This window comes from Henriciella mobilis, from assembly GCF_003576315.1.
GTDB lineage: Bacteria > Pseudomonadota > Alphaproteobacteria > Caulobacterales > Hyphomonadaceae > Henriciella > Henriciella mobilis.
In genome coordinates, this window is the sequence record NZ_QWFZ01000006.1 from 72,964 (window position 1) to 95,323 (window position 22,360).

Below are 22,360 nucleotides of genomic sequence, written 5' to 3' on the forward strand. Positions count from 1 at the left end.
TTTAATGAAGCAGACACGTGCAATTCTAGGAGCGCTGGCGCTCACGGGATGTGGGACCCTGTCAGGTGTGGCGGGCGATCCAGTCGCCGTTTTCCCGGTCGCGCCCGACGCGCCAGAGCGCTGGGCCGCCGCCGGTGTGACCGGCGACATGCCCGCTGCCGACTGGCTGGCCCAGTTCAACGACCCGATGATGGAAGCCCTGGTCGCCGAAACGCTGGAGGCCAATCCGAACATTCGCGCGCAATACTTTGCTGTGCGGGCCGCCAGCGCCCAGGCGCGTAGCGTTTACGGCCGTTCGCTGCCGAATGTCAGCGCCGGCATTTCCGGTGGCGTGACGTCCAACTACTCCGAAACCCTCGATGAGCGGTTTACCGACCCGACCTACAGCCTCGGCGTGGATGCCTCGTGGACGGCCGACCTCTGGGGACGCGTGCGCGCCTCCATCGAGGCCTCCGAAGCCGACCTGGCCGCGAGCGAGGCGGACCTTGCCTCGGCCCGCCTGTCGCTGGCCTCCCAGACGGCGATTGCCTGGACCGACCTGAATGAGGCCGTCGCCCAGGAACGCGTCGCCATCCAGACCTTCGAGGCCCGCAACCGCATCCTGTCGCTGACCGAGCGGCGCTTTGCGCGTGGTCTTGTCGACTCGCTCGACGTTCGCCTTGCCCGCAGTGCCGTGGCGTCGGCTGAAGCGTCGATCGCAGCGCGCAGCCAGGCGCGCGAGAACGCAACCCGCCGGCTTGAAATCCTGCTCGGACGTTATCCGGGCAATGAGATCAAGGCACCGGGCACGCTGCCGGAACTGGAGCCGATCCAGGCCGCCGGTACGCCGGTCATGCTGCTGGCCCGCCGCCCGGATGTCGCTGCGTCCGAAGCCCGGGTGATCGCGGCCGGCCTGCGGGCCGAGCAGGCGCGTCTCGCCGTCCTGCCGAATCTCAGCTTCTCGGCATCGGTTGGCACCAATGAGACCGACTTTGCGGACCTCTTCGATCCGACCCGGATTGCCGCCAATGCGATTGCCTCGCTGGCCCAGCCAGTGTTTAATGGCGGGGCGCTGAAGGCCGACAAGGCTGCCGCGCTTGCCAATGCGGAAGCCGTCCTGTCGAGCTATGTCGCCAATGTCCTGCTGGCCTGGCGCGAAGCTGAAGACGCCATCGCCGCGGACGGCTACCTCGCCCAGCAGGTCGAGGCGCAAGCCCGCGCCCTGGATGAGGCCCTCAAGGCCGAAGAGCTGGCTACGCGCCAGTATTCCAATGGTCTGATCACGATCTTCAATCTGATCGATGCCCAGACCCGTAGACTGAATGCCGAGAGCACGCTGATTTCCGTCCGCTCGGCACGTGTATCGAACCGCATCGCCTTCCACCTGGCAGTTGGGGGCGGGATACCGGGAGAGCCGGTCTCCGAAACCATAAATAATAACGCGCCCTGACAAGAGACCTCCCATGAAAAGATTCATCGCGCTCCTTCTTCCCGTTCTCGTTCTCATCGGCCTTGTCGGTGGTGGCTTCGTGCTGATGCAGCTGTTCAAGCCGCCCGTCGAAAAGGCTGAAGAACAGCCGCGTGGCCTGTCCGTCTTTGCGGAGGCCGCAGAGCTGACCGACCTGTCGATGACCGTCGCCGCGCAAGGCGAGGTCCGTCCGAAGCGCCAGATCGTGGTGGCGCCGCAGATCGCCGGCCGGATTTCCGATGTCTCTCCCGATTTCCTCGATGGCGGTTTCATCCGTCAGGGCCAGGTGCTGGTCCGTCTGGAATCGGCCGACTATGAGCTGGCCGTCACCCGCGCGCGGTCCATTGTCGCCTCGGCCGAGCAGAGGCTCGCCCGTGAACGGGCCGAAGCCGATCTCGCCCGCCAGGACATTCGTGAGCTTGGCATCGAGGATCCGAGCCCGCTTGCCCTTCGCGAACCGCAGCTGGCGGAAGCTACGGCCAACCTTGAATCCGCCAAGGCTCAGCTCGCCGATGCGCAGCTGGCCCTGAACCGGACCGCTGTCACCGCGCCATTCTCCGGCCGGGTCCGTGAACGCGACGCCGACCTTGGCCAGTTTGTCAGCCCCGGCCAGTCGCTGGGCACGATCTTCGCGACCGATGTGGTCGAGGTCTCGCTGCCGCTGTCCGACGACGACCTCGGCCGGGTCGGCCTGCCGCTCGCCTTTGCCGAGACGAAGGACAATCCCGGTCCGCAGGTGACCTTTACGGCGAATGTCGGTGGCGAGATGCGCACCTGGGAAGGCCGCGTGCGGCGCACCTCGGCGGCACTCAACCCGCAGACGCGCCTGATCAACGTCATCGCCGAACTGGATGACCCGTATGGCGAAGGCGCCGACAATGGCGTGCCGATGGCGCCTGGCCTGTTCGTGAATGCGAGCATCGAGGGCCGTATGATCCAGAATGTGGTGAAGGTCCCGCGTGCCGCCCTTCGCGGTGTGGACGAGGTTTTCATCGGTGACGGCCCGGCGGGCGAGCTGCATATCCGCAAGGTCGATGTCGCGTTCAGCGATGAGGACGGTGCCTATGTCCGTTCCGGCGTGGAGCCGGGCGAGCTGGCCATCGTCTCACCGATCCAGGCCGCGTTCGAGGGCATGAATATCCAGGTCGTCGAGCGTATGCCGGATGGATCGCTGATCCCCCGCACGCCGCGCAAGATGAGCGATGACGAAGACACGCCGGAAACCTCGACGCTGGTGTCCGGAGACGTTGATGGAGCCGCACAATGAACGGTCTGGTCGCCTGGTGGGCCCGTAACGGGATTGCTGCCAACCTGCTGATGGTCATCGCCTTCATTGGCGGGACATTCGGGTTTCTCAGCCTTGAGAAAGAGGCCTTCCCATCCGCCGACTTCAACGGCGCGTCCGTATCGATTGCCTGGCCCGGCGCCTCGCCGCAGGACGTCGAAGACCAGATCGTTGTCCGCCTGGAAGAAGTCGTCGCCGACATTGACGGCCTGAAGCGGATGAGCGGTGTGGCGCGCGAAGGCGTTGGCTACGTCAATCTCGAGTCCGAGCTGGACATCGACATCGACGAGTTCGTCGACGAGGTGAAGCGCCGCGTCGATACGATCTCCAACCTGCCGCAATCGTCCTTCCCGCCGCAGGTGCAGCGCTGGCGCGCGAACAACCAGTATATGGGCCTGGCCATTCATGGCGATGTCGACCGCAAGACGCTGAAATACTATGCCGAGCAGGCGCGGGACAAGATCGCGCTGATTGATGGCGGCGAGCTGGCCCAGGTCTGGGGAACGCTGGATGAAGAAGTGTCGATCGAAGTCTCCGAGGAGGCCCTGCGGCGCTACAACCTGACCTTTGCCGAAGTCGCCAATGCGGTGCGCAGTTCCTCGCTCAACTCCTCGGGCGGGATCGTGCGGACCGATACCGGTGCCGTCGCGCTGCAGGCGCGACAGCTGGCCGACACTGAAGAGGAATTCGGCAACATCGTCGTTCGCGAGACCGTCGACGGCGGAACGATCCGTATCCGCGATGTGGCAGAGGTCGTTGATGGCTTCGTCGATGCAGACCTCGACGCCACGCACAATGGCGATCCGACCGCCTTCATCATGATCAACCAGCCGGAAAAGATGGACATCGTCGCCTATACCGACGCGATCCATGAATATATCGAGCGCGCCAATAGCGGCAAAGGGCCCGACGCCCTGCCGGCCGGTATCCGGATCGACCCGCTGTTTGACGATTCCGATGTCTATGAAGGCCGGATGGACACGATCAGCTCCGCAGCGACGCAGGGCATGATCCTCGTCCTGATCATCCTGATCCTCTTCCTGCGCCCGGTCGTGGCGTTCTGGGTGACGATCGGGATCGGTACAGCCTTCGCCGGCGGCATCATGCTGCTGCCGCTGTTCGGCGTGTCGCTGAACTTCCTGTCCCTGTTCGCCGTGCTGCTGGTGATCGGCGTGGTCGTCGATGACGCAATCGTGGTCGGCGAGAACATTCACAAGGAAGTCGAAAGCGGCCGGCGAGAGGGGCTCGATGCCGCGACGGTCGGAACGCAGCTGGTGCTGAAGCCTGTCGTCTTCGGCGTGATCACCACCATGATCATGTTCGCGCCCTGGATGTTCCTGCCCGGTCCCGAACGCCAGTTCACGGCGCAGATTTCCTATGTGGTCATCGCAGCCCTGCTGTTCTCGCTGATCGAGTCGATGCTGATCCTGCCGTCGCACCTGTCGCACATGGAGCCGCAGAAATTCGACGGGCCCATGGGCAAGTTGCTTCGGGCTCAGCAAACGATTGCCGACAGCCTGCTGACCTTCGCCAACAAGATCTACAAGCCGGTTCTGGAAGCCGCCGTGAAATGGCGTTACGTGACGCTGGCCGCTTTCGCGTCCACCTTCATCTGGGCGATCATGCTGTTGCAGACGGGGATCGTGCCCTTCCGCTTCATGCCTGAGATCGAGGGTGACCTGCTGCGTGTCAGTATCGACCTGCCGGAGGGCTCGCCGCAGTCGCGCTCGCTGCAGGTTCGCGACCAGCTGAACCAGGCCATCGTTGTCGCGAAGGCCGAGCTGGCAGAAGACTATCCCGATCTCGAGGAGTCCCTGATCCAGGGCGTATCCATCGTCGCCGAGGAAGGTAACGTCCAGTCCTGGATCGGACTGATGCCGGCCGAAGATCGCCCGACAGGCGTCGGCGCGAAGCTGATCACCCAGAAAGTGCGCGACGCTTTCGGCGAAGTGCCGGATGCCGAGGAAGTGAACTTCGAATTCACGATCAACGACTCCGACAATTCGATCCGGTTCGCTCTGAACCACGACAATCTGGCGCTGCTCCGGCAGGCCGCCTCCGAGGTGAAGGCCCAGCTGGCCACCTATGAGCAGACCTATGATATCAGCGACAACCTGTCGTCTGCCGCCGAGGAAGTCCGGATCAACCTGAAGCCCGGCGCAAGCTCGCTCGGCCTGACGCTGGCCGATGTGACCTCGCAGGTGCGCGCGGCCTATTACGGTATCGAGGCCCAGCGCCTGCCGCGTGACGGTGAGGATGTGCGGGTGATGGTCCGCTATCCCGAGGCGGCGCGCCGCTCGCTCGACAGTCTGCGTGACCTTCGGATCCGGACCAATGACGGGCGTGAGATTCCGCTTGCCCAGGTCGCCGATATCTCGTTCGAACCTGGCATCAACCGCATTCTCCGGCGCGAGCGCATGCGCTCTGTGACCGTGTTCTCCGACCTTGTCGGCGATGGTACGCGGGCCGTGATCTCAGCGGACATGGAGCAGAATTTCTGGCCAGACTTTGCCAAGAAGTATCCGGAAATCACGCGCGGCGTGGTCGGGTCGGCGGAGTCCGAGCAGGAATTCTTCCAGGACATCATCCGGCTGTACCTGACGGCTTTCGTGATGATGTACATCCTGCTGGCGATTGCGTTCCAGTCCTATTCGCAACCGATCCTGCTGATGATGGCCATTCCGTTCGGCTTCGCCGGCGCGGTGTTCGGGCACGTCGCCTTCGGTGTGCCGATGGCCCTGTTCTCGATCTTCGGGATCGGCGCGGCGGCAGGTGTTGTGATCAACGACAACCTCGTCCTGGTTGACTATATCAACAGGCGGCGGGCTGAGGGCGCCGGCGCGTTGCAGGCTATCGTGGATGCAGGCGTGTCGCGGTTCCGTCCGGTCCTGCTGACCTCGATCACGACCTTTGTCGGTATCCTGCCGATGATCGCGCAGAAATCTGTGCAGGCGCAGTTCCTGAAGCCAATGGTGGTCTCGCTCGGCGCAGCGGTGGCGTTTGCCCTGTTCGTCTCGCTGCTCATGGTGCCCGCGCTCTACGCCATCGGGTGCGAGGTTGGCCGCATCTTCCGCTGGACCTGGGGCGGTCGTCCCTATCGCCAGATCGGTGAATCCTATGAGGGTGACGTTCATATCGATGAAGAGGAACTCATTGGAACAAGTCGCGGCGGCCGGGCGCAGCCAGCAGAATAATTTTCCCCGATTTTCGCAGGCCGCCGGGTGGATATTGCCCGGTGGCGTGCGATAAGGACCTGATAAATCTAGGAGGATCTATCCATGAAACGACTTCTTGCAGGGGTAGCGACTGTTGCCCTGCTCGGTGCCTGCGCAACCGCAACGGAGGAGGCCGCGCTCGACTCGACCGAGGCTGCGACCACCGTCACCGAAACCGCGCCGGCCGAGGCGGAAGCTACGCCTAAGAAGCATGTCGTCGAAACCACATCGCCGGATTTCTGGGGTGACTGGGGCATTGATACCAGCGTCATGGATACAGAGGTCGATCCGGGCGACAATTTCTTCATGTATGTGAATGGCGGCTGGTTCGATGAATTCGAACTGCCGGCTGACAAGACCCGCTATGGCGCCTTCGACCTGCTGCGCGAAAAATCCGAGCAGCAAGTGCGTTTCATCATCGAGGATGTCGCCGCCGACGCGCCGCCGACCGATACGCCGGAAGGCAAGGTCGCAGCTTACTACAACGCCTATATGGACACCGATGCGATCGAGGCAGCCGGGCTTGAGCCTGTGCAGCCCTATCTCGACAAGATCCAGGCCATCGAAACCCGCGAGCAGCTGGCTGAAATCTTCGCCACGCCGGGTTTCTCCTCGCCGATTAACGGTTTTGTCTGGGTCGATGACAAGGATCCGAGCGACTACATCTTCCAGATGTCGATGGGCGGTCTCGGCCTGCCGGACCGCGAATACTACCTCAAGGATGACGAGAAATCCGTCGATATCCGCGCGAAATATGTCGAGCTTCTGACCTTCCTGCTCGGCAAGGCCGGTTATGAGGATGCCGAAGCGAAGGCCGCCGACATCCTGGCGCTGGAAACCAAGCTGGCCAAGGCCGACTGGGACCGCGCCGTCAGCCGGAACCCGGAAGTCACCTATAACAAGTTGACGCGCGCTGAGCTCGACGAGCTGGCCGGCGACTTCCCGCTGACGACAGCGCTGACCACGATCGGCGTCAATGACGAGACCGAATTCCTCGTCACCGAAGTGCCACCGACGGCTGAGGAAATCGCTGCCGCGGGCCTCTCACAGGAAGATGTCGACAAGCTGGGTGCCGGCATGCCGGCGGCCTTCAACCTCGCCATGACCGAAGACCTCGACACCTGGAAGGCGTACCTTTCGGCGCACATGCTGTCGAACTTCTCCTCGGTCCTGCCGAAGGAGATCGACGGTGCCGACTTTGCCTTCTACGGCACGGTGCTGGGCGGCCAGCCCGAGCAGCGGCCGCGCTGGAAGCGGGCGGTCTCCTCGGTTCAGGGCAATCTGGGCGAAGCGCTCGGACAGGTCTATGTCGAGCGCCACTTCCCGGCGGAAAACAAGGAAAAGATGGACGAGCTGGTCGCCAATCTGCGCGCGGCCATGCACGTCAATCTCGAAGACCTCGAATGGATGGGCGAAGAGACTCGCGAAAAGGCGAAGTACAAGCTCGACAAGTTCAACCCGAAGATCGGCTACCCGCCGAAATTCGAGACCTATGAGGGCCTGGAAGTTTCTGACAATGCCTTCCAGAACTCGGTCAATGCCGGGATCTGGGGCTTCAAGGACAATATTGCCCGCCTGAACGAGGAGCCGGACCGCGACGAGTGGTTCATGACCCCGCAGACGGTCAACGCCTATTACAACCCGGCCTATAACGAGATCGTCTTCCCGGCCGCCATCCTGCAGCCGCCCTTCTTCAACGTCTCGGCTGACCCGGCTGTGAACTATGGCGCCATTGGCGGCGTCATCGGCCACGAAATGGGTCATGGTTTCGATGACCAGGGCTCGAAGTATGATGGCGACGGTGTCCTGGCCAACTGGTGGACCGAAGACGACCGCGAAGCCTTCGATGCGCTGACGTCCGCGCTGGTCGAGCAGTACAACCAGTACTGCCCGCTGGAAGAGGGCGAGCCCTGCGTGAACGGCAAGCTGACGCTGGGCGAGAATATCGGCGACCTTGGCGGTCTGTCGCTCGCCTATCGCGCCTACCAGATGTCGCTCGATGGCGAAGAAGCCCCGGTGATCGACGGTTTGACCGGCGACCAGCGCTTCTTCATGGCCTGGGCCCAGGTCTGGCGCTCGAAGTATCGCGACGAAGCCAAGCGCACGCAGATCCTGACGGACCCGCATTCGCCGGCTGAATTCCGCGTCAACGGCATCGTTCGCAATTTTGACGAGTGGTACGACGCCTTCGACATCAGCGAAGATGCGGACCTCTATCTTCCGCCTGAGGAACGTATCCGCATCTGGTAATCCTTTCAGGACAAGACCTTATGGCGACGGGGCAGGTGCAAACCTGCCCCGTTTGCGTTTCCCGTTCTGTGTGCGGACGAAAAAAACCGTTTGTCAATCTTCACAAGACGGTCCCGCCGGGTCTTTTATATCGCCCTTCGCTCTGGGGAGGGCTGGATAAATGCCATTGCCAAAGGCTGTCGCCGGTTATTTCGACAAGCTCGAAGGCCCGATGAAGGCTGTCGCGATCAGGCTCAGTGAAGCAGTCTACGAGCGCGGACCGCATCTCAAGGCGACATATGCCTGGGGCCAGCCATGCTGGATCGGGAATGAGCGGGTGGTTTCCATCATGGCGCATGCGCGTCACTGCAACCTTCAGCTCTGGTCGGGTGCCCGGATGGCTGAGCAGTATTTCGGCCGCATCGAGGGCAGCGGAAAGATGCTGCGCCATGTGAAGGTGCGCAGTCCCGATGAGATCGACGACGAACTGATCGACATCATCGACCGAGCGATCCAACTCGACCAGGATGCACCGGTGCGCGTGCGCTGACGGGTGGACCCGCCCGGCGGCCGGCCTGCTTGCCCGATTGCCGGGCTTACAATTATGCTGGGTCCGGTATGCAAGCGACAGGCAGGGGAGGCCGCCATGCGCGCCCGCTTGATCATCTTTCTTCTGCTGGCTGCAGGTCCGGCCATGTCGGCGGCGGGCCAGGCAGAGCGTACGCTGAACGCGGTCATCACGCGCGGCGTGGTGCTGACCACGCCCGACTATGAAATCCCGATCACCTATGCCCCGGACGGCACCTATTCCGGCCAGCTGGGCGAGACGGCCTTCCAGGGCCGCTGGCGGATCGAGGGCGCGCAGCTTTGTGCATCATCCTCGATGTCGCCGACGGAGACGTGCACCGAATACCCGCCCGGCATGGGGCCGGGCGATGCGTTCGAGGTCAACAATCCTGCGCTTGGGCGCGTTACCGTGACGATCAATCCCTGACTTAGAGCGTCGGATTGATCAGGTATTTCTCACCCGTGCGCTTTTCATTGTAGGTTTTCAGCGTGTCCGGGTTCAGTGCCTCGCGCAGCGAGATCTCCGCGGTGTAGTGGCTCGCAAAGGTTGTCTTCAGCTCGTCCATGACGCGTTTGCGCAGGCGGGCGCGGCCTTCTGCCCCGATCTTCTGAAGGAAGTAGGTCAGCAGGTAGCCGCCTGCGTTCCAGGCCATGCCGACGCCCGGCGGGATCAGGGTCGGGCTGAGATCGAGCCGGCCATAGATATAGACCTGCTTGTTCTGGGCAGAGCCATAGCGGCTGTACTCTGCGCCGATGTTCGCGGCGGCTTCCATGGCTGTCAGGATCTGTCCGGCCAGCGGCCCGCCGCCAATCGCATCGAACGCCAGCGTCGCCTTGGTTTCGGCGAGTGCCTTGATCAGGTCGTCCATGAAGGTGTCGGAAGACGAGTTCACAATGTACTTCGCGCCAATATCGCGCAGGATCTTTTCCTGCTCGGGCTTGCGGACAATGTTCACCAGCGGCACGCCGTCGGCGATGCAGATCTTGTTGAGCATCTGGCCGAGATTGGAGGCTGCTGCCGTATGGACGAGGCCTTTGTGGCCTTCCATCCGCATCGTCTCCGGGAAGGAGAGGGCCGTCAGCGGGTTAACGAAACACGAGGCGCCATCGCGCGCAGACGTGCCTTCCGGCAGCTCCATCACCTGGGCAACGTTGAGCAGGCGGTATTCGGCGTAGAACTCGCCGCCAAGCCCGGTCACCTTCTTGCCGAGAAGGGCCTGGGCGGCGGGTGACTTGCCGGCTGCGACCACTGTCCCGGCGCCTTCATTGCCGACCGGCAGCGACTGTCCGACCCGGCCTGCCATGGCGCGCATACCTGGTTTTGGAATGTCGGCGGTGACGACCGGATGACTGTCAGTACCCGACTTGCGCAGCGTCGACAGGTCACCGGCCCCGACGAGCAGGCCCAGGTCCGACGGATTGATCGGCGTTGCCTCGACGCGGATGAGCACATCGTCATCGCCTGGCTGCGGTACGGGGACATCGATGAGCGAGAGCTCAAGCTCGCCGCTCTCCTTGACCAGCGTTCTCAGCTGCAGGCCCTTTTCGGGGACGTTTCCGGACATGTGGGTTCCTCCTTGGAATTGTCTCTTTGCGTCCACTTAGCGGTAGGCATGGCAGCAAGACAAGCCGCGTTACGGGCGTTATAGTTTTGCTGAGGTCATCCTCGCCGGTCCTGTAAGACCTTGACGCTCGGGCATCTGGGGCGCACATCTTCGCGCACGCAACATTTATAGAAAGCCCTGGAGGAGAAATATGGCTGAAGATCCCGTCGTTATCGTAGGTATGTCACGTACACCCATGGGGGGTCTGCTGGGCGATCTTGCCGGCATGTCAGCCAACGAACTCGGTGCAATTGCCGTGAAAGCAGCGTCCGAAGAGGCCAAGCTTTCGGAGACCGACGTCAACGAAATCATCATGGGTAACTGCCTGCCAGCAGGCCAGGGCCAGGCGCCAGCCCGCCAGGCGGCCATCAAGGCCGGGCTCGACAAAGGCACCGAGGCCACCACGATCAACAAGATGTGCGGCTCCGGCCTGCAGGCGGCCGTCATGGGCGCGAATGCGATTGCCGCGGGCAATGCGAGCATCGTCGTCGCCGGCGGCATGGAATCCATGACCAATGCGCCGCACCTCGTCGACCTGCGCAAGGGCCACAAGTACGGCGCGGCCGCCATGAGGGACCACATGGCGACGGACGGTCTCGAGGATGCCTATGAGAACAAGGCGATGGGCGTTTTCGCCGACATGATCGCCCAGGAATACCAGTTCACCCGCGAGCAGCAGGACGCTTATGCCATCGAAACGCTGAGCCGTGCGCAGAAAGCGACCGAAACCGGCAAGTTCAAGCGCGAGATCGTCCCCGTCACGATGAAGACCCGCAAGGGCGATGTGACCGTGGACACCGATGAGCTGCCGCGCACGGCCCGTCCGGACAAGATCCCGAGCCTGCGCCCGGCTTTCGGCAAGGACGGCACGGTCACGGCCGCCAACGCGTCCGCCATTTCTGATGGTGCCGCGGCGCTGGTGCTCATGAAGCAGTCGGAAGCCGAAAAGCGCGGCCTGAAGCCGATTGCGAAGATCGTCTCCTCCTCCAGCCACGCACATGAGCCGAAATACTTCACGACTGCGCCCGTGCCGGCAATGAAGAAGGCGCTCGAGAAGGCAGGCTGGTCGAAGGACGATGTCGGTCTCTGGGAAATCAACGAGGCCTTTGCCGTCGTCCCGATGATCGCCATGAAGGAAATGGGCATCAGCCACGACATCGTGAACGTCAATGGCGGTGCCTGCGCCATGGGTCACCCGATCGGCGCCTCGGGCGCACGCATCCTGGTGACGCTGCTGGCGGCCATGGAAGACCGCGATGTGAAGAAAGGCGTTGCCTCGCTCTGCATCGGCGGCGGTGAAGGCATCGCGATGTGCGTCGAGCGCGTCTAGGCGCACGGCACACCGAAAATCTGAAGAGGCCGGTGCCCTGCGCGCCGGCCTTTTTCTTTAGCGTCCTAGTCGGCCGACGTCGCCAGCCTGTCCTTCACCGTATCGAGAAGGGCCTGGGTGGTGTCCTTTGACGTGTCATTGAACTCGCTCGCATTGACGATGATGACTGCGTCCAGCGAGGGAATGAGCGCGACGCGCGAGAGCCACATCGTGTTCGAGCCATTGTGCCAGTAGATGCGGCCAAGCTCGTCATCCTCCATGATGGCCCAGCCCATGGCATAGTCGGCGCTCTCATCTGGCCAGGGCGCAAGCAGGTGGTCCCGCATGTCCGGCGTGATGAAGCTGCTGTCCTCATCGACGAATTCGAGCAGCAGCTGCGCGTGGCTTGCCAGCGGGACGTGCAGCGTGCCGGCCGGTCCGAGCGCCTGCGGATTGTCCGCGCCGGGGCCGCGTCCGGCAGGCTTCAGGCCGCCAAACATGCCGCGCTTGTGGCCCTGCAGCCCTGACTGCGGCGCGCCGGCGCCCCAGCCCTGCGACCAATCGCTGCCGTCGGCATTGAAGACATAAGCTTCCATCGCGTCTTCCCAGCTCATGCCGAGGATGCCCTCGATCGCTGCGCCCGCGACGATGTAGTTCACATTGCTGTACTCATACGTGCCCGGTTCGCCCTCGGGCGGTTTGCGCAGCCGGCTGCGGACGGTTTCGAGGCGCTGTTCGGGCAGGCTGGCCGTGTCATTGTGACGGGCAATCAGCCAGATCGCCCCCAGCTGTCCGATGCCGGAGCGGTGGGCGAACAGGTCCTCGATCGTGGTGTCCTGCCAGGCCGGGTCCATGTCGCCGGCCATGCCCGGGAACAGGTCCGGAAGGGTCGCGCCCCAATTGGCAAGACCCTCTTCGACCAGCCGGGCATAGAGCAGGGCGGTCAGCGCCTTGCTGTTCGATCCGATATGCCAGGCATCGCCTGGCGCGGCGGGCTCGCCTGAGCCTTTTGCTGTCTCTCCCGACACGGCGATGGCAGGTGTATCGCCGACCGCGATGACGGCTGCACCGAGGGCGACGAGGCCGGCGCTTTCGCGGCTGGCGTCGACCTCGGCCTGCAGCCAGTCCGGGTCAACCGGTTCTGCTGAAGCAAACCCGGCAAGAATGGCGAATGAGAATGAGAGGAGCAGCCGTCTAATGGCGGGCCTCCTTTTGTGTCTTCTGCTAGCTGGCCGGCACGTAGTCGCTGATCAGGCCGAGCGGCAGCGCGGTGGTGCGCTTGGCGACATTGATCACGATACGCGACTGCACATCCGAAACCAGACCCGATCCGAGGAGTTTCTCTCTCAGGAAGGAGTCATAGGCATGCATGTCGGTGGTGGTAATGCGGATGACATAGTCGACGGCACCGGTAACCGTCATGCATTCGAGCACTTCCGGCCATTTGCGCACGAGCTGCTCGAAACGGTGGAGGTTTTCCTTGCTCGGCAGGGCGAGTTTGACGCTCGCCACCACCTCGAAACCGAGGCCGAGCGCGTCGCGATCGAGCAGGGTGACGCGTCCTTCGATGATCCCGGCCTCTTCCATGCGCTTGATGCGGCGCCAGCATGGCGAAGAGGACAAACCGACCCGATCAGCGATTTCCGCGACAGAAAGTGCGGCATCTTTCTGGATAAGATCGAGAATCTTGGCGTCGATGGCGTCAAGCGTTTGAGGCAATTTTTCTCTCCATTTAACGCAATATGTGGAACACTTTGCCCTTTCTTACGCCAATTTGAGCAAGATGGGCAAGCATTTTCGTGTAAAAACGCAAATATTATCGCTAAAGAGATTTAGGGAGTTCATTTCTTGGAACACCGTGAAGTCACGCTGAACGATAAATACGATCTTGTCGAGGGCCACGCTTACATGACTGGCATCCAGGCGCTGGTGCGCCTGCCGCTTGACCAGAGGCGCCTCGACCGTGCCGCCGGATACAACACGGCCGGTTTCATTTCGGGCTATCGCGGCTCGCCGCTCGGCGGCTACGACCAGCAACTCCGCGCCGCGCAGAAATGGCTGGACGCCCATGACATCGAGTTCTGGGAAGGCCTGAACGAGGACCTTGGCGCCACCGCCGTCTGGGGCAGCCAGCAGCTAGGCCTGTTCCCCGGCGCCCGTCGCGATGGCCTGTTCGGCATCTGGTACGGCAAGGCGCCCGGCGTCGACCGCTCCGGTGACGCCTTCAAGCATGCCAACGCCGCCGGCTCGTCGCGTCTTGGCGGTGTCCTCGCCATCTGCGGCGACGACCATATGTGCAAATCCTCGACGCTGCCGTCGCAGTCGGAATATGCGATGCGCGATGCCGAGATCCCGGTGCTCAACCCGGCCTCGATCCAGGACGTGCTCGACTATGGTATTCATGGCTGGGCGATGAGCCGTTTCTCCGGTGCCTGGTCCGCCCTGATCGCGCTGGCAGACACCATGGACTCCGGCGCCGTGGTCGATGTGACGCTGGACCGGCTGAAACTGATCAAGCCCGACTTCGAGTTTCCGGAAGACGGCGTGCATATGCGCCGCGGCGACAACCCGCTCGACAAGGAGCGCCGGCTTCGCCAGTTCAAGCTTCCCGCCGCGCAGGCCTGGGTCAAGGCCAACGGGCTCGACCATGTCCTCATCCCGTCCCCGAAGCCGCGCGTCGGCATCGTCACGACCGGCCAGGCGGCCCGCGACATCTTCGAAGCGCTTGCCGCGATCGGCCTGACGCCGGAACAGGCCGGTGCGCTCGGCATCAGCGTGTTCAAGGTCGCCATGCCGTGGCCGCTTGAACAGTCGGCGATCCGCGAGTTCTGCCGCGGCCTCGAGCGCGTTCTCGTCATCGAGCACAAACGCCCCCTCATTGAGGAGCAGCTGCGCGCCGCGCTCTACAGCCTGCCGGACAACCAGCGCCCCTATATCGAGGGCAAGCGCGACAAGCAGGGCAAGCCGCTTCTGAGCGAGGTCGGCTCCATCCCCGTGCCTGAAATTGCAGACGCCGTCATGCACCGCGTCCCGGGCGAGTGGGACCACAGTGCGGCAGACCAGTATTTCACCCGCGTCGGCGCAGCCGGCCGGGCAGCGCTGTCAAACGCGTCGCCAACCGTGCGTTCGCCGCACTATTGCTCGGGCTGCCCGCACAATACCTCGACCGTCGTGCCGGAAGGCTCGCGCGCGCTTGCGGGCATCGGCTGCCACTACATGGCGAACTTCATGCCGGACCGGAACACCGACATGACCAGCCAGATGGGCGGCGAGGGTATCGCCTGGCTCGGCCAGTATTTCGCAACTGATGAAGACCACATGTTCGTCAATCTCGGCGACGGGACCTATTCGCACTCCGGCTCGCTCGCGATCCGCGCGGCGGTCTCCTCGAAGGCGAACATGACCTACAAGATCCTCTACAATGATGCGGTCGCCATGACCGGCGGCCAGCATGTCGAATCCGGCCAGACTCCAGTGAATATCGCCCAGCAGGTCGAGGCCGAGGGCGTCACCAAGATCGTCATCGTGACCGAGGATCCGACCCGCTATGCCGGCGTGAAGGGGCTGCCGCGCTCCGTGCGCATCTATGACCGCGAGAAGCTGGACGAGGTCCAGCGCATGCTGCGCGACACGCCCGGTGTCTCGGTCCTGATCTATGACCAGATCTGCGCGACAGAGAAGCGCCGCCGCTCCAAGCGCGGCCTGCGCAAGCCGGACCGTGTGCGCGTGATGATCAATCAGGAGGTCTGCGAGGGCTGCGGCGACTGCTCGGTGAAATCGAACTGCCTCTCCGTCGAGCCGGTCGAGACCGATCTTGGCCGCAAGCGCCGGATCAACCAGTCGACCTGCAATACCGACCTCTCATGCCTGCGCGGTTTCTGCCCGAGCTTCGTGACCATCAAGGATGGCCACTTCGCCGCCGAGGACGAGCCAGGTCTTGATGTCGACGCATCCGGCCTGCCGCTGCCGGACCTGCCATCGGTTGCCAAGCCGTGGAACGTGCTGTTCACCGGCGTTGGCGGAACAGGTGTGACGACCGTGGCCGCGGTGCTCGCCATGGCCGCGCATGTCGATGGCAACGCTTCCTCCAGCCTCGACATGACCGGCCTTGCCCAGAAGGGCGGCCCGGTGCTCTCGCACCTGCGGTTTGCCAAGCATCCCGAGCTGATCTCGACCGGCCGCGTGCCGCCGGCTTCGGCCGATGCGGTCATCGCCTGCGACCTCGTCGTGGCCGCAAGCGGCGACGCCCTTGGCCTTATGGATGTCGGGCGCACGGTGGCCTCGGCCAATGCCGACGTCACGCCGACGAGCGAGTTCATCCGTGACCGTTCGAAGAAGTTCGAGAGCCAGCTGCTGGCTGCGCGCGTGAAGCGCCAGGCCCGCGACTTCGGCACGATCGATGCTGAGGCGCTGGCGCTGCTCTATCTCAATGACGCGATCTACACGAACATGATCATGGTCGGCTACGCCTGGCAGAAGGGGCACCTGCCGGTGTCGCTGCGCGGGCTTTACCGGGCGATCAAGCTGAATGGCGTGAAGGTCGAGGAAAACATGAAGGCCTTCGATGTCGGGCGCCTGGCCGCTGCCGATCCGGAGCGGCTCGCCGAGACGCCGGATCCGCGCGGTGAGGTCAAGCCGATGACGCTGGACGAGCTGATCGAGGACCGGGCAAGCCGCCTGGTCGCTTATCAGAACGACGCCTATGCCCAGCAGTATCGCGATCTCGTCGCCGAGGTCCGCGCGAAGGAAGAGAAAGCCGGGCTCGGTGAGGGCTTCACCACGGCGGTGGCGAAGTTCGCCTTCAAGCTGATGGCCTACAAGGACGAGTATGAAGTCGCCCGCCTGTTCACCGACGGGTCCTTCGACAAGAAACTTCGGGAGACCTTCAAGGGCGGGAAGATCCAGTTCCACATGGCGCCGCCGCTGCTGTCCAAGAAGGATGCCAACGGTCATCTTCTCAAGAAGAAGTTCGGCCCTTGGATGAAGACGGCCTTCAGCCTCATGAAGCGCTTCAAGGGGCTGCGCGGCACGCGGTTCGATCCGTTTGGCTACACCGCCGAGCGCCGGATGGAGCGCCAGCTGCGCGACGACTATCTGGAGAACATGATCAAGCTGGCCGATGGCCTGACGAAGAAGAACCATGAGCTTGCCATTGCCATCGCCTCGATCCCGGATGACATCCGTGGCTACGGCCATGTGAAGGAGGCCGCCGTCGAAGCCGCCGAAGCGCGCTCGAAAGAGCTGTGGCAGAACTGGCCTGAGGGCGGCCTGCCGAAAGAGAAGAAAACGCTGATCGCGGCGGAGTAGGCGAAAAACAACACCGCCTCATGGTGAGCGAAGTCGAACCACGAGGCGGGCCGCATTGCAGAACACCCTTGTCCTTCGACTTCGCTCAGGATGAGGGTGTATTTTCTTAGGCTCTTGCCAGCGCGTTCTTGATCAGCCTTGCTGTCTCATGCACGCCATAAAGCGCGGCGAAGCCGCCGAAGCGCGGGCCCTGGCTCTGGCCGAGCAGGACTTCGTAGAGCGCCTTGAACCAGTCGCGCAGATTCTCGAACTCGTGCGTCTTGCCGATCTCGAAGGTGAGGTTCTGCAGGGTTTCTGCGTCGGCATCCCCCTCGATCAGGCTGAGGCGTTCGGCGAGGTCTTCCATGGCTGCGCGCTCCTTCTCGTCGGGGGCGCGATAGACCTTGGTCGGCTGGACGAAGTCCTCATAATAACGGATCGCATAGCCGGCGAGCTGGTCGAGCAGCGGATGGCTGTCCGGGCTCGCCTCGGGCGCATAGCGGGAGATGAAGTCCCAGAGCTGGTCCTTGGTCTCGGTGTTTGCGGCGCTGACCAGGTTGAGCAGCAGTGCGAACGACACAGGCGTATCGCCCTCCGGCGGGTTGCCGGAATGGATGTGCCAGACAGGGTTCTCGATCTGGCGGGCCGGCTCCTCCTCGGGATACTTCGACAGGAAGGTGAGATACTCGTCGACCGCCTTCGGGATCACGTCGAAATACAGCTTCTTGGCCGCGCGCGGCTTCTGGAACTGGAACAGCGACAGGCTCTCCTGCGGCGCATAGGCGAGCCAGTCCTCGACCGAGATGCCATTGCCCTTGGTCTTGGAGATCTTCTCGCCCTTGTCGTCGAGGAACAGCTCGTACACATATTGCTGCGGCGGCTGGGCGCCGAGGATCTTGCAGATCTTGGAATAGATCGGCGCATTGTCCTGGTGGTCCTTGCCGAACATCTCGAAGTCGACGCCGAGCGCGGCCCAGCGCATGCCGAAATCCGGCTTCCATTGCAGCTTGGTGTTGCCGCCCGTGACCGGGATGGTGACGTCACTGCCGTCCTCATCCTCGAAGGTGATTGTCCCGGCCTTTGCATCAGTCGCCTTCATCGGCACGTAGAGGACGCGGCCGGTCGAGGGCGAGATGGGCAGGAAGGGGGAATAGGTCGCCTGCCGCTCGGCGCCGAGGGTCGGCAGCATCACGGCCATGATCTCATCGAACTTTTCCAGCGCGCGCAGCAGCGCCTCATCGAACGCGCCCGACGTGTAGAGCTCCGTCGCCGACTTGAACTCATAATCAAAGCCGAAACTGTCGAGGAAGGCGCAGAGCCGCGCGCCCATATGCGCGCCATAGCTTTCATGCGTGCCGAACGGGTCCGGCACGGATGTCAGCGGCTGTTGCATATAGGCTTCGAGATCAGCCGGGTTCGGCACGGTCGGTGGGACCTTGCGCATACCGTCCATGTCGTCGGAAACGCAGATCAGCTTGGTTTCGTACTTCCCGTCGGTCAGCGTCTCGAAGGCGTGGCGCACCATGGTCGTGCGGACCACTTCGCCGAAGGTGCCGATATGCGGCAGGCCGGACGGGCCGTAGCCGGTCTCGAAGACGACCGGGCCCTGTTTCGGATTGCCGGCGCGCTCCATGTTTTCCAGCCGTTTGAGCAGGGCACGGGCCTGTTCGAAGGGCCATGCCTTGGCAGTCTCGGCTAGCGTGGATAGCGCGCTCATCTTTTCTCCGTCCGGTCAGTTGAACGTGCCGGAGGTAGAAGGGCGAGCAGGCGCGGTCAAGCTGGCGCTGCAAATCGCCGGGTGCGCTCAGGCGGCCGCGTGCACGATCACTCTGTCGCGTCCAGCGGCCTTGGCCTCATAAAGGCTGAGGTCGGCGCGTCGCATAAGTTCGCTCAGCGTGTCGGCAGGGGTTCCGCCAGCAACACCGATACTGGCCGTTACGCGTCGTACGATGCCGGGCCTGGGCGTGAAGATCATGCGGTTGACCGCAAGGCGCAGCCGTTCTGCTGCCTGATGCGCGGTTTCCATGTCCTCACACGGTACGAAGGCGCCGAATTCCTCGCCGCCAAGGCGCCCGATCAGTTCTCTGCCTTGCACAGCCTGCGACAGGGCGCCGGCGAAGCCGCGAAGGGCTTCGTCGCCAGCCATGTGGCCGTACTGGTCATTGATCATCTTAAAATGGTCGATGTCGATCATCAGCATCGCGCCATTCGTGCCCTCGACGCGCAGCTGGTTGACCTGCTTCAGGAACGCGTCGCGATTAAGAATGCCTGTGAGCGGATCGATCCGCGAACGCCGCTCCAGTTCCGCATGGACATCTGCGAGTTCGCGCATGGCGCGTTCAAGCTTCAGCCGGCCACGTTGCAGGACAATCGTCACGGGTATGGCAACGAGGACGGGTACGATCGTCGCGATGGTCAAGGTCGGCCCAGCGAACTGTTCGGTATAGGCCGGGTCCAGTGGCAACACGAAAAGACAAATGCTGGTCACGGTCCACGAAACAATGATCGCCACGACCGTGACGAACACGGTGCGGGTAAAAGACAGCCTTTCGGGTGACTTTTCGCGGGGCGGATCGTTTCTCATTGATCGTATTCTTTAGCCGGATAACGTATCCATCAGCCTAGCAACTGCGTGAAATTTTGATCGAAATTGCTGGGATCGACCGGTCGCACGGAACTTGCATCAATTGTCATTGACAATCATTCGCAACTGTGTCTAATTGAGAACCATGATCATTTGCATTTGCAGACGCATTAACGACCAGGGTGTGCAGGCGGCTATCGAAGCTGGTGCACGCAGCCCTGAAGCCGTGCAGGCGCATCACGGGTGCGAGTTCAACTGCGGCAAATGCAGAACCACTATGGGCGAAATGATCGCCGAGACGGTTGACGCCGCCCCGCCGGAACCGGGCCTGCTTGCTGCCGAGTAGGCGGCTCACCCACTTTCAGGAAAAATACCAGTCATTTCAGGCAGCTGAAGGCGCAGCGCGTTGCGCCGTTTCGTGCAATTGCTTCTCACTATCACAAGCATCTGATTTTATTGGACTTTTTGATTGAGAATCGGTCGGGTCATGCTATTTCAGGGGCAGACCAAAACCCCTCGGATCCAAGGAGGATGCCATGAAAGGCGATCCTAAAGTCATCGAATTCCTGAACGCCGCGCTGAAGAATGAGCTGACCGCGATCAATCAGTATTTCCTGCATAGCCGGATGCTCAAGGACTGGGGCGTCAGCCGGCTCGCCGAATTCGAGTACAAGGAATCCATCGAAGAGATGGAGCATGCCGACTGGCTGATCGAGCGCGTCTTGTTCCTCGGCGGCCTGCCGAACCTCCAAGACTTGGGCAAGCTCAAGATCGGTGAAACGGTCGAAGAAATCCTCAAATGCGATCTCGAACTCGAAATGGAAGCCATTCCGCTCCTGCGAGATGCGATGGAATATGCCGAAAGTGCGCGTGACTATGTCAGCCGCGACCTGTTCGGGAAAATCCTGCACAGTGAGGAAGAGCATGTCGACCATCTGGAGACCCAGTTCGACCTGATCGAGCGCATCGGCATCCAGAACTACATCCAGCTTCAATCTAAGCCGGTCGACGACGAATAGGCACTGCCCGCCCCGCCGGGGCGAGTATCATGCATAGGCGTATGGCCCGCCCCTTTCGAGGGCTGCGGCATAGGCCGGCCGGGCGTGCACGCGCTGCAGGAAGTCGCTGATATTGCGATACGCGCCAGCGCCTGCCCGGTCTGCCGCCGCTTCGAGCGGGAAGCTCATGATGATGTCAGCGGCGGTGAACTCCGCTCCGGCAAACCAGCCCGTCTCCGCCAGCGCGCTCTCCCAGTATTCGACATGCTCCCGGATTCTCGGGTCGACGAAGCCGGCTTCCGCGCGCGATGAAACGCCCTTGACGAGCGGGCGCATCAGCGGGTTGGCATTTTGCGGCATGCGCTGGAAGATCAGCTTCAGCAGCAATGGCAGCATGGCCGAACCTTCGGCATAGTGCATCCAATAGGTCCAGGCGCGCGCTTCTGCCGTGCCAGCCGGCGGTTTCAGCCGCCCGCCGCCATGCGTGTCGATGATGTATTCGATAATGGCGCCCGTCTCGGCGACGATGATGCCATCCTCTTCCAGCACGGGCGATTTGCCGAGGGGGTGGATTGTCCGCAGCGCGTCCGGTGCCAGCATGGTCTCAGGGTCGCGCTCATAGCGGACCACCTCATAGGGCAAGGCGAGTTCCTCAAGCAGCCACAGGATGCGCTGCGAGCGCGAGTTTTCGAGGTGGTGAATCCTGATCATGCCGGCGGGCTCCGCTCTCTGCCTCATCGGACATAGGCTCGCAGGCCACAAAGGAAAGCGATGACGCTGCGGAACCAGAGGCGTTCAGACGCCGGCCTTCTCGAGGAAACCGTCAAAGCCCTGCCAGAAGGCGCCGCGGCGTTCGTCGGTCTCCATCAGGATCTCATGCATCGCGCCCTCGATCGTGACGTGCGTGCAGTCCGGCAGGTGTCTGGCGACGCGCGCATGGGCCTTGTTGTCGACCAGTTTTTCCTCGCCCGCACTCGCGACGAAGACCGGCACATCGACGCCGCGCAGCAGGCCCGGCTTTGTCGTCTTGTTGAGGATGTCGAGCGACGCGCCGAGCCAGCCCCAGGTGACCGGGCCAAGCTCGAGCTGCGGCGCCGCATCGATCAGGTCGCGCTGCAGCTGCCAGCGGGTCCGGTCATGGGTGACGATATTGGTCTCGAACGTTTCGGCCGGGCCGGGCTGCTGCGCATAATTGCCCGACCGGCCCATCGCCCGCATGGCCCAGATGATGTAGCGCGCGGCAAGATTGATCGGCAGGCCCCACATGGGCGCGGAGAAGGCCGCTGCCTCGACCTTCACCAGCTTCTGCGTCAGCGCCGCCAGCGCAATCGCTCCGCCCATGGAATGGGCGAGCGAGACATAAGGCCGGGGCAGGCGGCCAGCCAGCGTGTCCAGCCCGTTGCGCAGCGCGCCCATGAAGGTCTCGAACCGGTCGATGTGACCCTTGGCCGGATCGTCCAGCAGTCGTTCCGACAGGCCCTGGCCGGGCCAGTCGAGGATGACGACAGCAAAGCCGCGGCCCTGCAGGTCGCGCGCGACTTCGAAATATTTCTCGATGAATTCGGTTCGCCCCGGACAGATGATGGCCGTGCCGCGGGCCTGTTCGCGAAGGGAAGGCGCCATGCAGGCGCGCAGCTTGCGGCCCGCAATGCCTTCGAACCAGATAAGATCGGCGCCTTCCGGTTCTGGATTGCCCGGCACGCGCACGAAGTGGGTGAGGTGGCTGGTATCGCTGGCGCTCATCGAGCCTCCGGGCATCAACAGGAAAAAGATCGGGCGCCGCAGGCCTTTGCCCGGGCGCCCGTCTTCATAACATGGTTTCCACGCCTATGCGGG

General features: G+C 62.8%; 17 protein-coding genes. 10 read left to right on the plus strand and 7 right to left on the minus strand.

The features are described from left to right. Positions 1-4: 4 nt before the first annotated feature. From D1227_RS05365 to D1227_RS05390, 6 genes are all read left to right on the plus strand, one after another. Positions 5-1,429, plus strand: coding sequence for an efflux transporter outer membrane subunit (locus tag D1227_RS05365; RefSeq protein ID WP_119404110.1), 1,425 nt, complete (start codon positions 5-7; stop codon positions 1,427-1,429). A gap of 13 nt (positions 1,430-1,442) precedes the next feature. Then, positions 1,443-2,714 carry an efflux RND transporter periplasmic adaptor subunit gene (locus D1227_RS05370; RefSeq protein WP_119404111.1) on the plus strand — a complete coding sequence of 424 codons (1,272 nt, stop codon included), beginning with the start codon at positions 1,443-1,445 and terminating at the stop codon, positions 2,712-2,714. Next, positions 2,711-5,926, plus strand: a complete 3,216-nt coding sequence (locus D1227_RS05375) for an efflux RND transporter permease subunit (protein WP_119374560.1) — start codon at positions 2,711-2,713, stop codon at positions 5,924-5,926. The genes D1227_RS05370 and D1227_RS05375 overlap by 4 nt, the downstream gene beginning before the upstream one ends. A gap of 84 nt (positions 5,927-6,010) precedes the next feature. After that, positions 6,011-8,197, plus strand: a complete 2,187-nt coding sequence (locus tag D1227_RS05380; protein ID WP_119404112.1) for a M13 family metallopeptidase — start codon at positions 6,011-6,013, stop codon at positions 8,195-8,197. 160 nt (positions 8,198-8,357) lie between these two features. Next, on the plus strand, positions 8,358-8,726 hold the full coding sequence (locus tag D1227_RS05385) for a DUF1801 domain-containing protein (protein ID WP_119374562.1): 369 nt from the start codon (positions 8,358-8,360) through the stop codon (positions 8,724-8,726). A 96-nt stretch (positions 8,727-8,822) separates the two neighbouring features. Continuing rightward, on the plus strand, positions 8,823-9,170 hold the full coding sequence (locus tag D1227_RS05390) for a hypothetical protein (protein ID WP_119404113.1): 348 nt from the start codon (positions 8,823-8,825) through the stop codon (positions 9,168-9,170). A 1-nt stretch (position 9,171) separates the two neighbouring features. Here D1227_RS05390 and D1227_RS05395 read toward each other — a convergent pair whose 3' ends face one another. Beyond that, positions 9,172-10,308 (minus strand): zinc-binding dehydrogenase, encoded by a 1,137-nt coding sequence (locus D1227_RS05395; protein WP_119404114.1) that lies wholly within the window; start codon positions 10,306-10,308, stop codon positions 9,172-9,174. A 190-nt stretch (positions 10,309-10,498) separates the two neighbouring features. Here D1227_RS05395 and D1227_RS05400 point away from each other — a divergent pair, with 190 nt between their 5' ends. Then, positions 10,499-11,677 carry a thiolase family protein gene (locus D1227_RS05400; protein WP_119374565.1) on the plus strand — a complete coding sequence of 393 codons (1,179 nt, stop codon included), beginning with the start codon at positions 10,499-10,501 and terminating at the stop codon, positions 11,675-11,677. 65 nt (positions 11,678-11,742) lie between these two features. Here D1227_RS05400 and D1227_RS05405 read toward each other — a convergent pair whose 3' ends face one another. Beyond that, positions 11,743-12,855, minus strand: coding sequence for a serine hydrolase domain-containing protein (locus D1227_RS05405; RefSeq protein WP_119404115.1), 1,113 nt, complete (start codon positions 12,853-12,855; stop codon positions 11,743-11,745). A 25-nt stretch (positions 12,856-12,880) separates the two neighbouring features. After that, the gene (locus D1227_RS05410; protein WP_119374567.1) at positions 12,881-13,375 is read right to left on the minus strand and encodes an Lrp/AsnC family transcriptional regulator; all 495 of its coding nucleotides are present in this window, start codon (positions 13,373-13,375) and stop codon (positions 12,881-12,883) included. A 129-nt stretch (positions 13,376-13,504) separates the two neighbouring features. Here D1227_RS05410 and D1227_RS05415 point away from each other — a divergent pair, with 129 nt between their 5' ends. Beyond that, complete coding sequence (locus D1227_RS05415) at positions 13,505-16,963, plus strand: indolepyruvate ferredoxin oxidoreductase family protein (RefSeq protein ID WP_119404116.1); 3,459 nt, start codon at positions 13,505-13,507, stop codon at positions 16,961-16,963. A 106-nt stretch (positions 16,964-17,069) separates the two neighbouring features. On the opposite strand, the gene D1227_RS05420 is transcribed toward D1227_RS05415, so the two are convergent. Next, the gene (locus D1227_RS05420; RefSeq protein ID WP_119404117.1) at positions 17,070-18,659 is read right to left on the minus strand and encodes a lysine--tRNA ligase; all 1,590 of its coding nucleotides are present in this window, start codon (positions 18,657-18,659) and stop codon (positions 17,070-17,072) included. Positions 18,660-18,746: 87 nt separating this feature from the next. Further along, positions 18,747-19,526, minus strand: a complete 780-nt coding sequence (locus tag D1227_RS05425; protein ID WP_119404118.1) for a GGDEF domain-containing protein — start codon at positions 19,524-19,526, stop codon at positions 18,747-18,749. A 145-nt stretch (positions 19,527-19,671) separates the two neighbouring features. Between D1227_RS05425 and D1227_RS05430 the strand changes: the two genes are divergently transcribed. Together D1227_RS05430 and bfr are read left to right on the plus strand one after the other, a co-directional pair. Further along, on the plus strand, positions 19,672-19,872 hold the full coding sequence (locus tag D1227_RS05430; protein ID WP_119374571.1) for a (2Fe-2S)-binding protein: 201 nt from the start codon (positions 19,672-19,674) through the stop codon (positions 19,870-19,872). Positions 19,873-20,062: 190 nt separating this feature from the next. After that, positions 20,063-20,545, plus strand: a complete 483-nt coding sequence (bfr, locus tag D1227_RS05435) for a bacterioferritin (protein WP_119374572.1) — start codon at positions 20,063-20,065, stop codon at positions 20,543-20,545. Positions 20,546-20,572: 27 nt separating this feature from the next. Here the strand turns inward: bfr and D1227_RS05440 are convergent, their stop codons facing one another. Together D1227_RS05440 and D1227_RS05445 are read right to left on the minus strand one after the other, a co-directional pair. Continuing rightward, complete coding sequence (locus D1227_RS05440; protein WP_119404119.1) at positions 20,573-21,235, minus strand: glutathione S-transferase family protein; 663 nt, start codon at positions 21,233-21,235, stop codon at positions 20,573-20,575. A gap of 84 nt (positions 21,236-21,319) precedes the next feature. After that, positions 21,320-22,267, minus strand: a complete 948-nt coding sequence (locus D1227_RS05445; RefSeq protein WP_119404120.1) for an alpha/beta fold hydrolase — start codon at positions 22,265-22,267, stop codon at positions 21,320-21,322. Between the last annotated feature and the right edge of the window lie 93 nt (positions 22,268-22,360).

Coding starts and splice junctions, on each gene's coding strand:
- D1227_RS05420 (WP_119404117.1), bottom strand. CDS start 18,659: ATGAGCGCGCTATCCACGCTAGCCGAGACTGCCAAGGCATGGCCCTTC.
- D1227_RS05365 (WP_119404110.1), top strand. CDS start 5: ATGAAGCAGACACGTGCAATTCTAGGAGCGCTGGCGCTCACGGGATGT.
- D1227_RS05400 (WP_119374565.1), top strand. CDS start 10,499: ATGGCTGAAGATCCCGTCGTTATCGTAGGTATGTCACGTACACCCATG.
- D1227_RS05430 (WP_119374571.1), top strand. CDS start 19,672: ATGATCATTTGCATTTGCAGACGCATTAACGACCAGGGTGTGCAGGCG.
- D1227_RS05425 (WP_119404118.1), bottom strand. CDS start 19,526: ATGAGAAACGATCCGCCCCGCGAAAAGTCACCCGAAAGGCTGTCTTTT.
- D1227_RS05370 (WP_119404111.1), top strand. CDS start 1,443: ATGAAAAGATTCATCGCGCTCCTTCTTCCCGTTCTCGTTCTCATCGGC.
- D1227_RS05395 (WP_119404114.1), bottom strand. CDS start 10,308: ATGTCCGGAAACGTCCCCGAAAAGGGCCTGCAGCTGAGAACGCTGGTC.
- D1227_RS05380 (WP_119404112.1), top strand. CDS start 6,011: ATGAAACGACTTCTTGCAGGGGTAGCGACTGTTGCCCTGCTCGGTGCC.
- D1227_RS05440 (WP_119404119.1), bottom strand. CDS start 21,235: ATGATCAGGATTCACCACCTCGAAAACTCGCGCTCGCAGCGCATCCTG.
- D1227_RS05445 (WP_119404120.1), bottom strand. CDS start 22,267: ATGAGCGCCAGCGATACCAGCCACCTCACCCACTTCGTGCGCGTGCCG.
- D1227_RS05390 (WP_119404113.1), top strand. CDS start 8,823: ATGCGCGCCCGCTTGATCATCTTTCTTCTGCTGGCTGCAGGTCCGGCC.
- D1227_RS05385 (WP_119374562.1), top strand. CDS start 8,358: ATGCCATTGCCAAAGGCTGTCGCCGGTTATTTCGACAAGCTCGAAGGC.
- bfr (WP_119374572.1), top strand. CDS start 20,063: ATGAAAGGCGATCCTAAAGTCATCGAATTCCTGAACGCCGCGCTGAAG.
- D1227_RS05375 (WP_119374560.1), top strand. CDS start 2,711: ATGAACGGTCTGGTCGCCTGGTGGGCCCGTAACGGGATTGCTGCCAAC.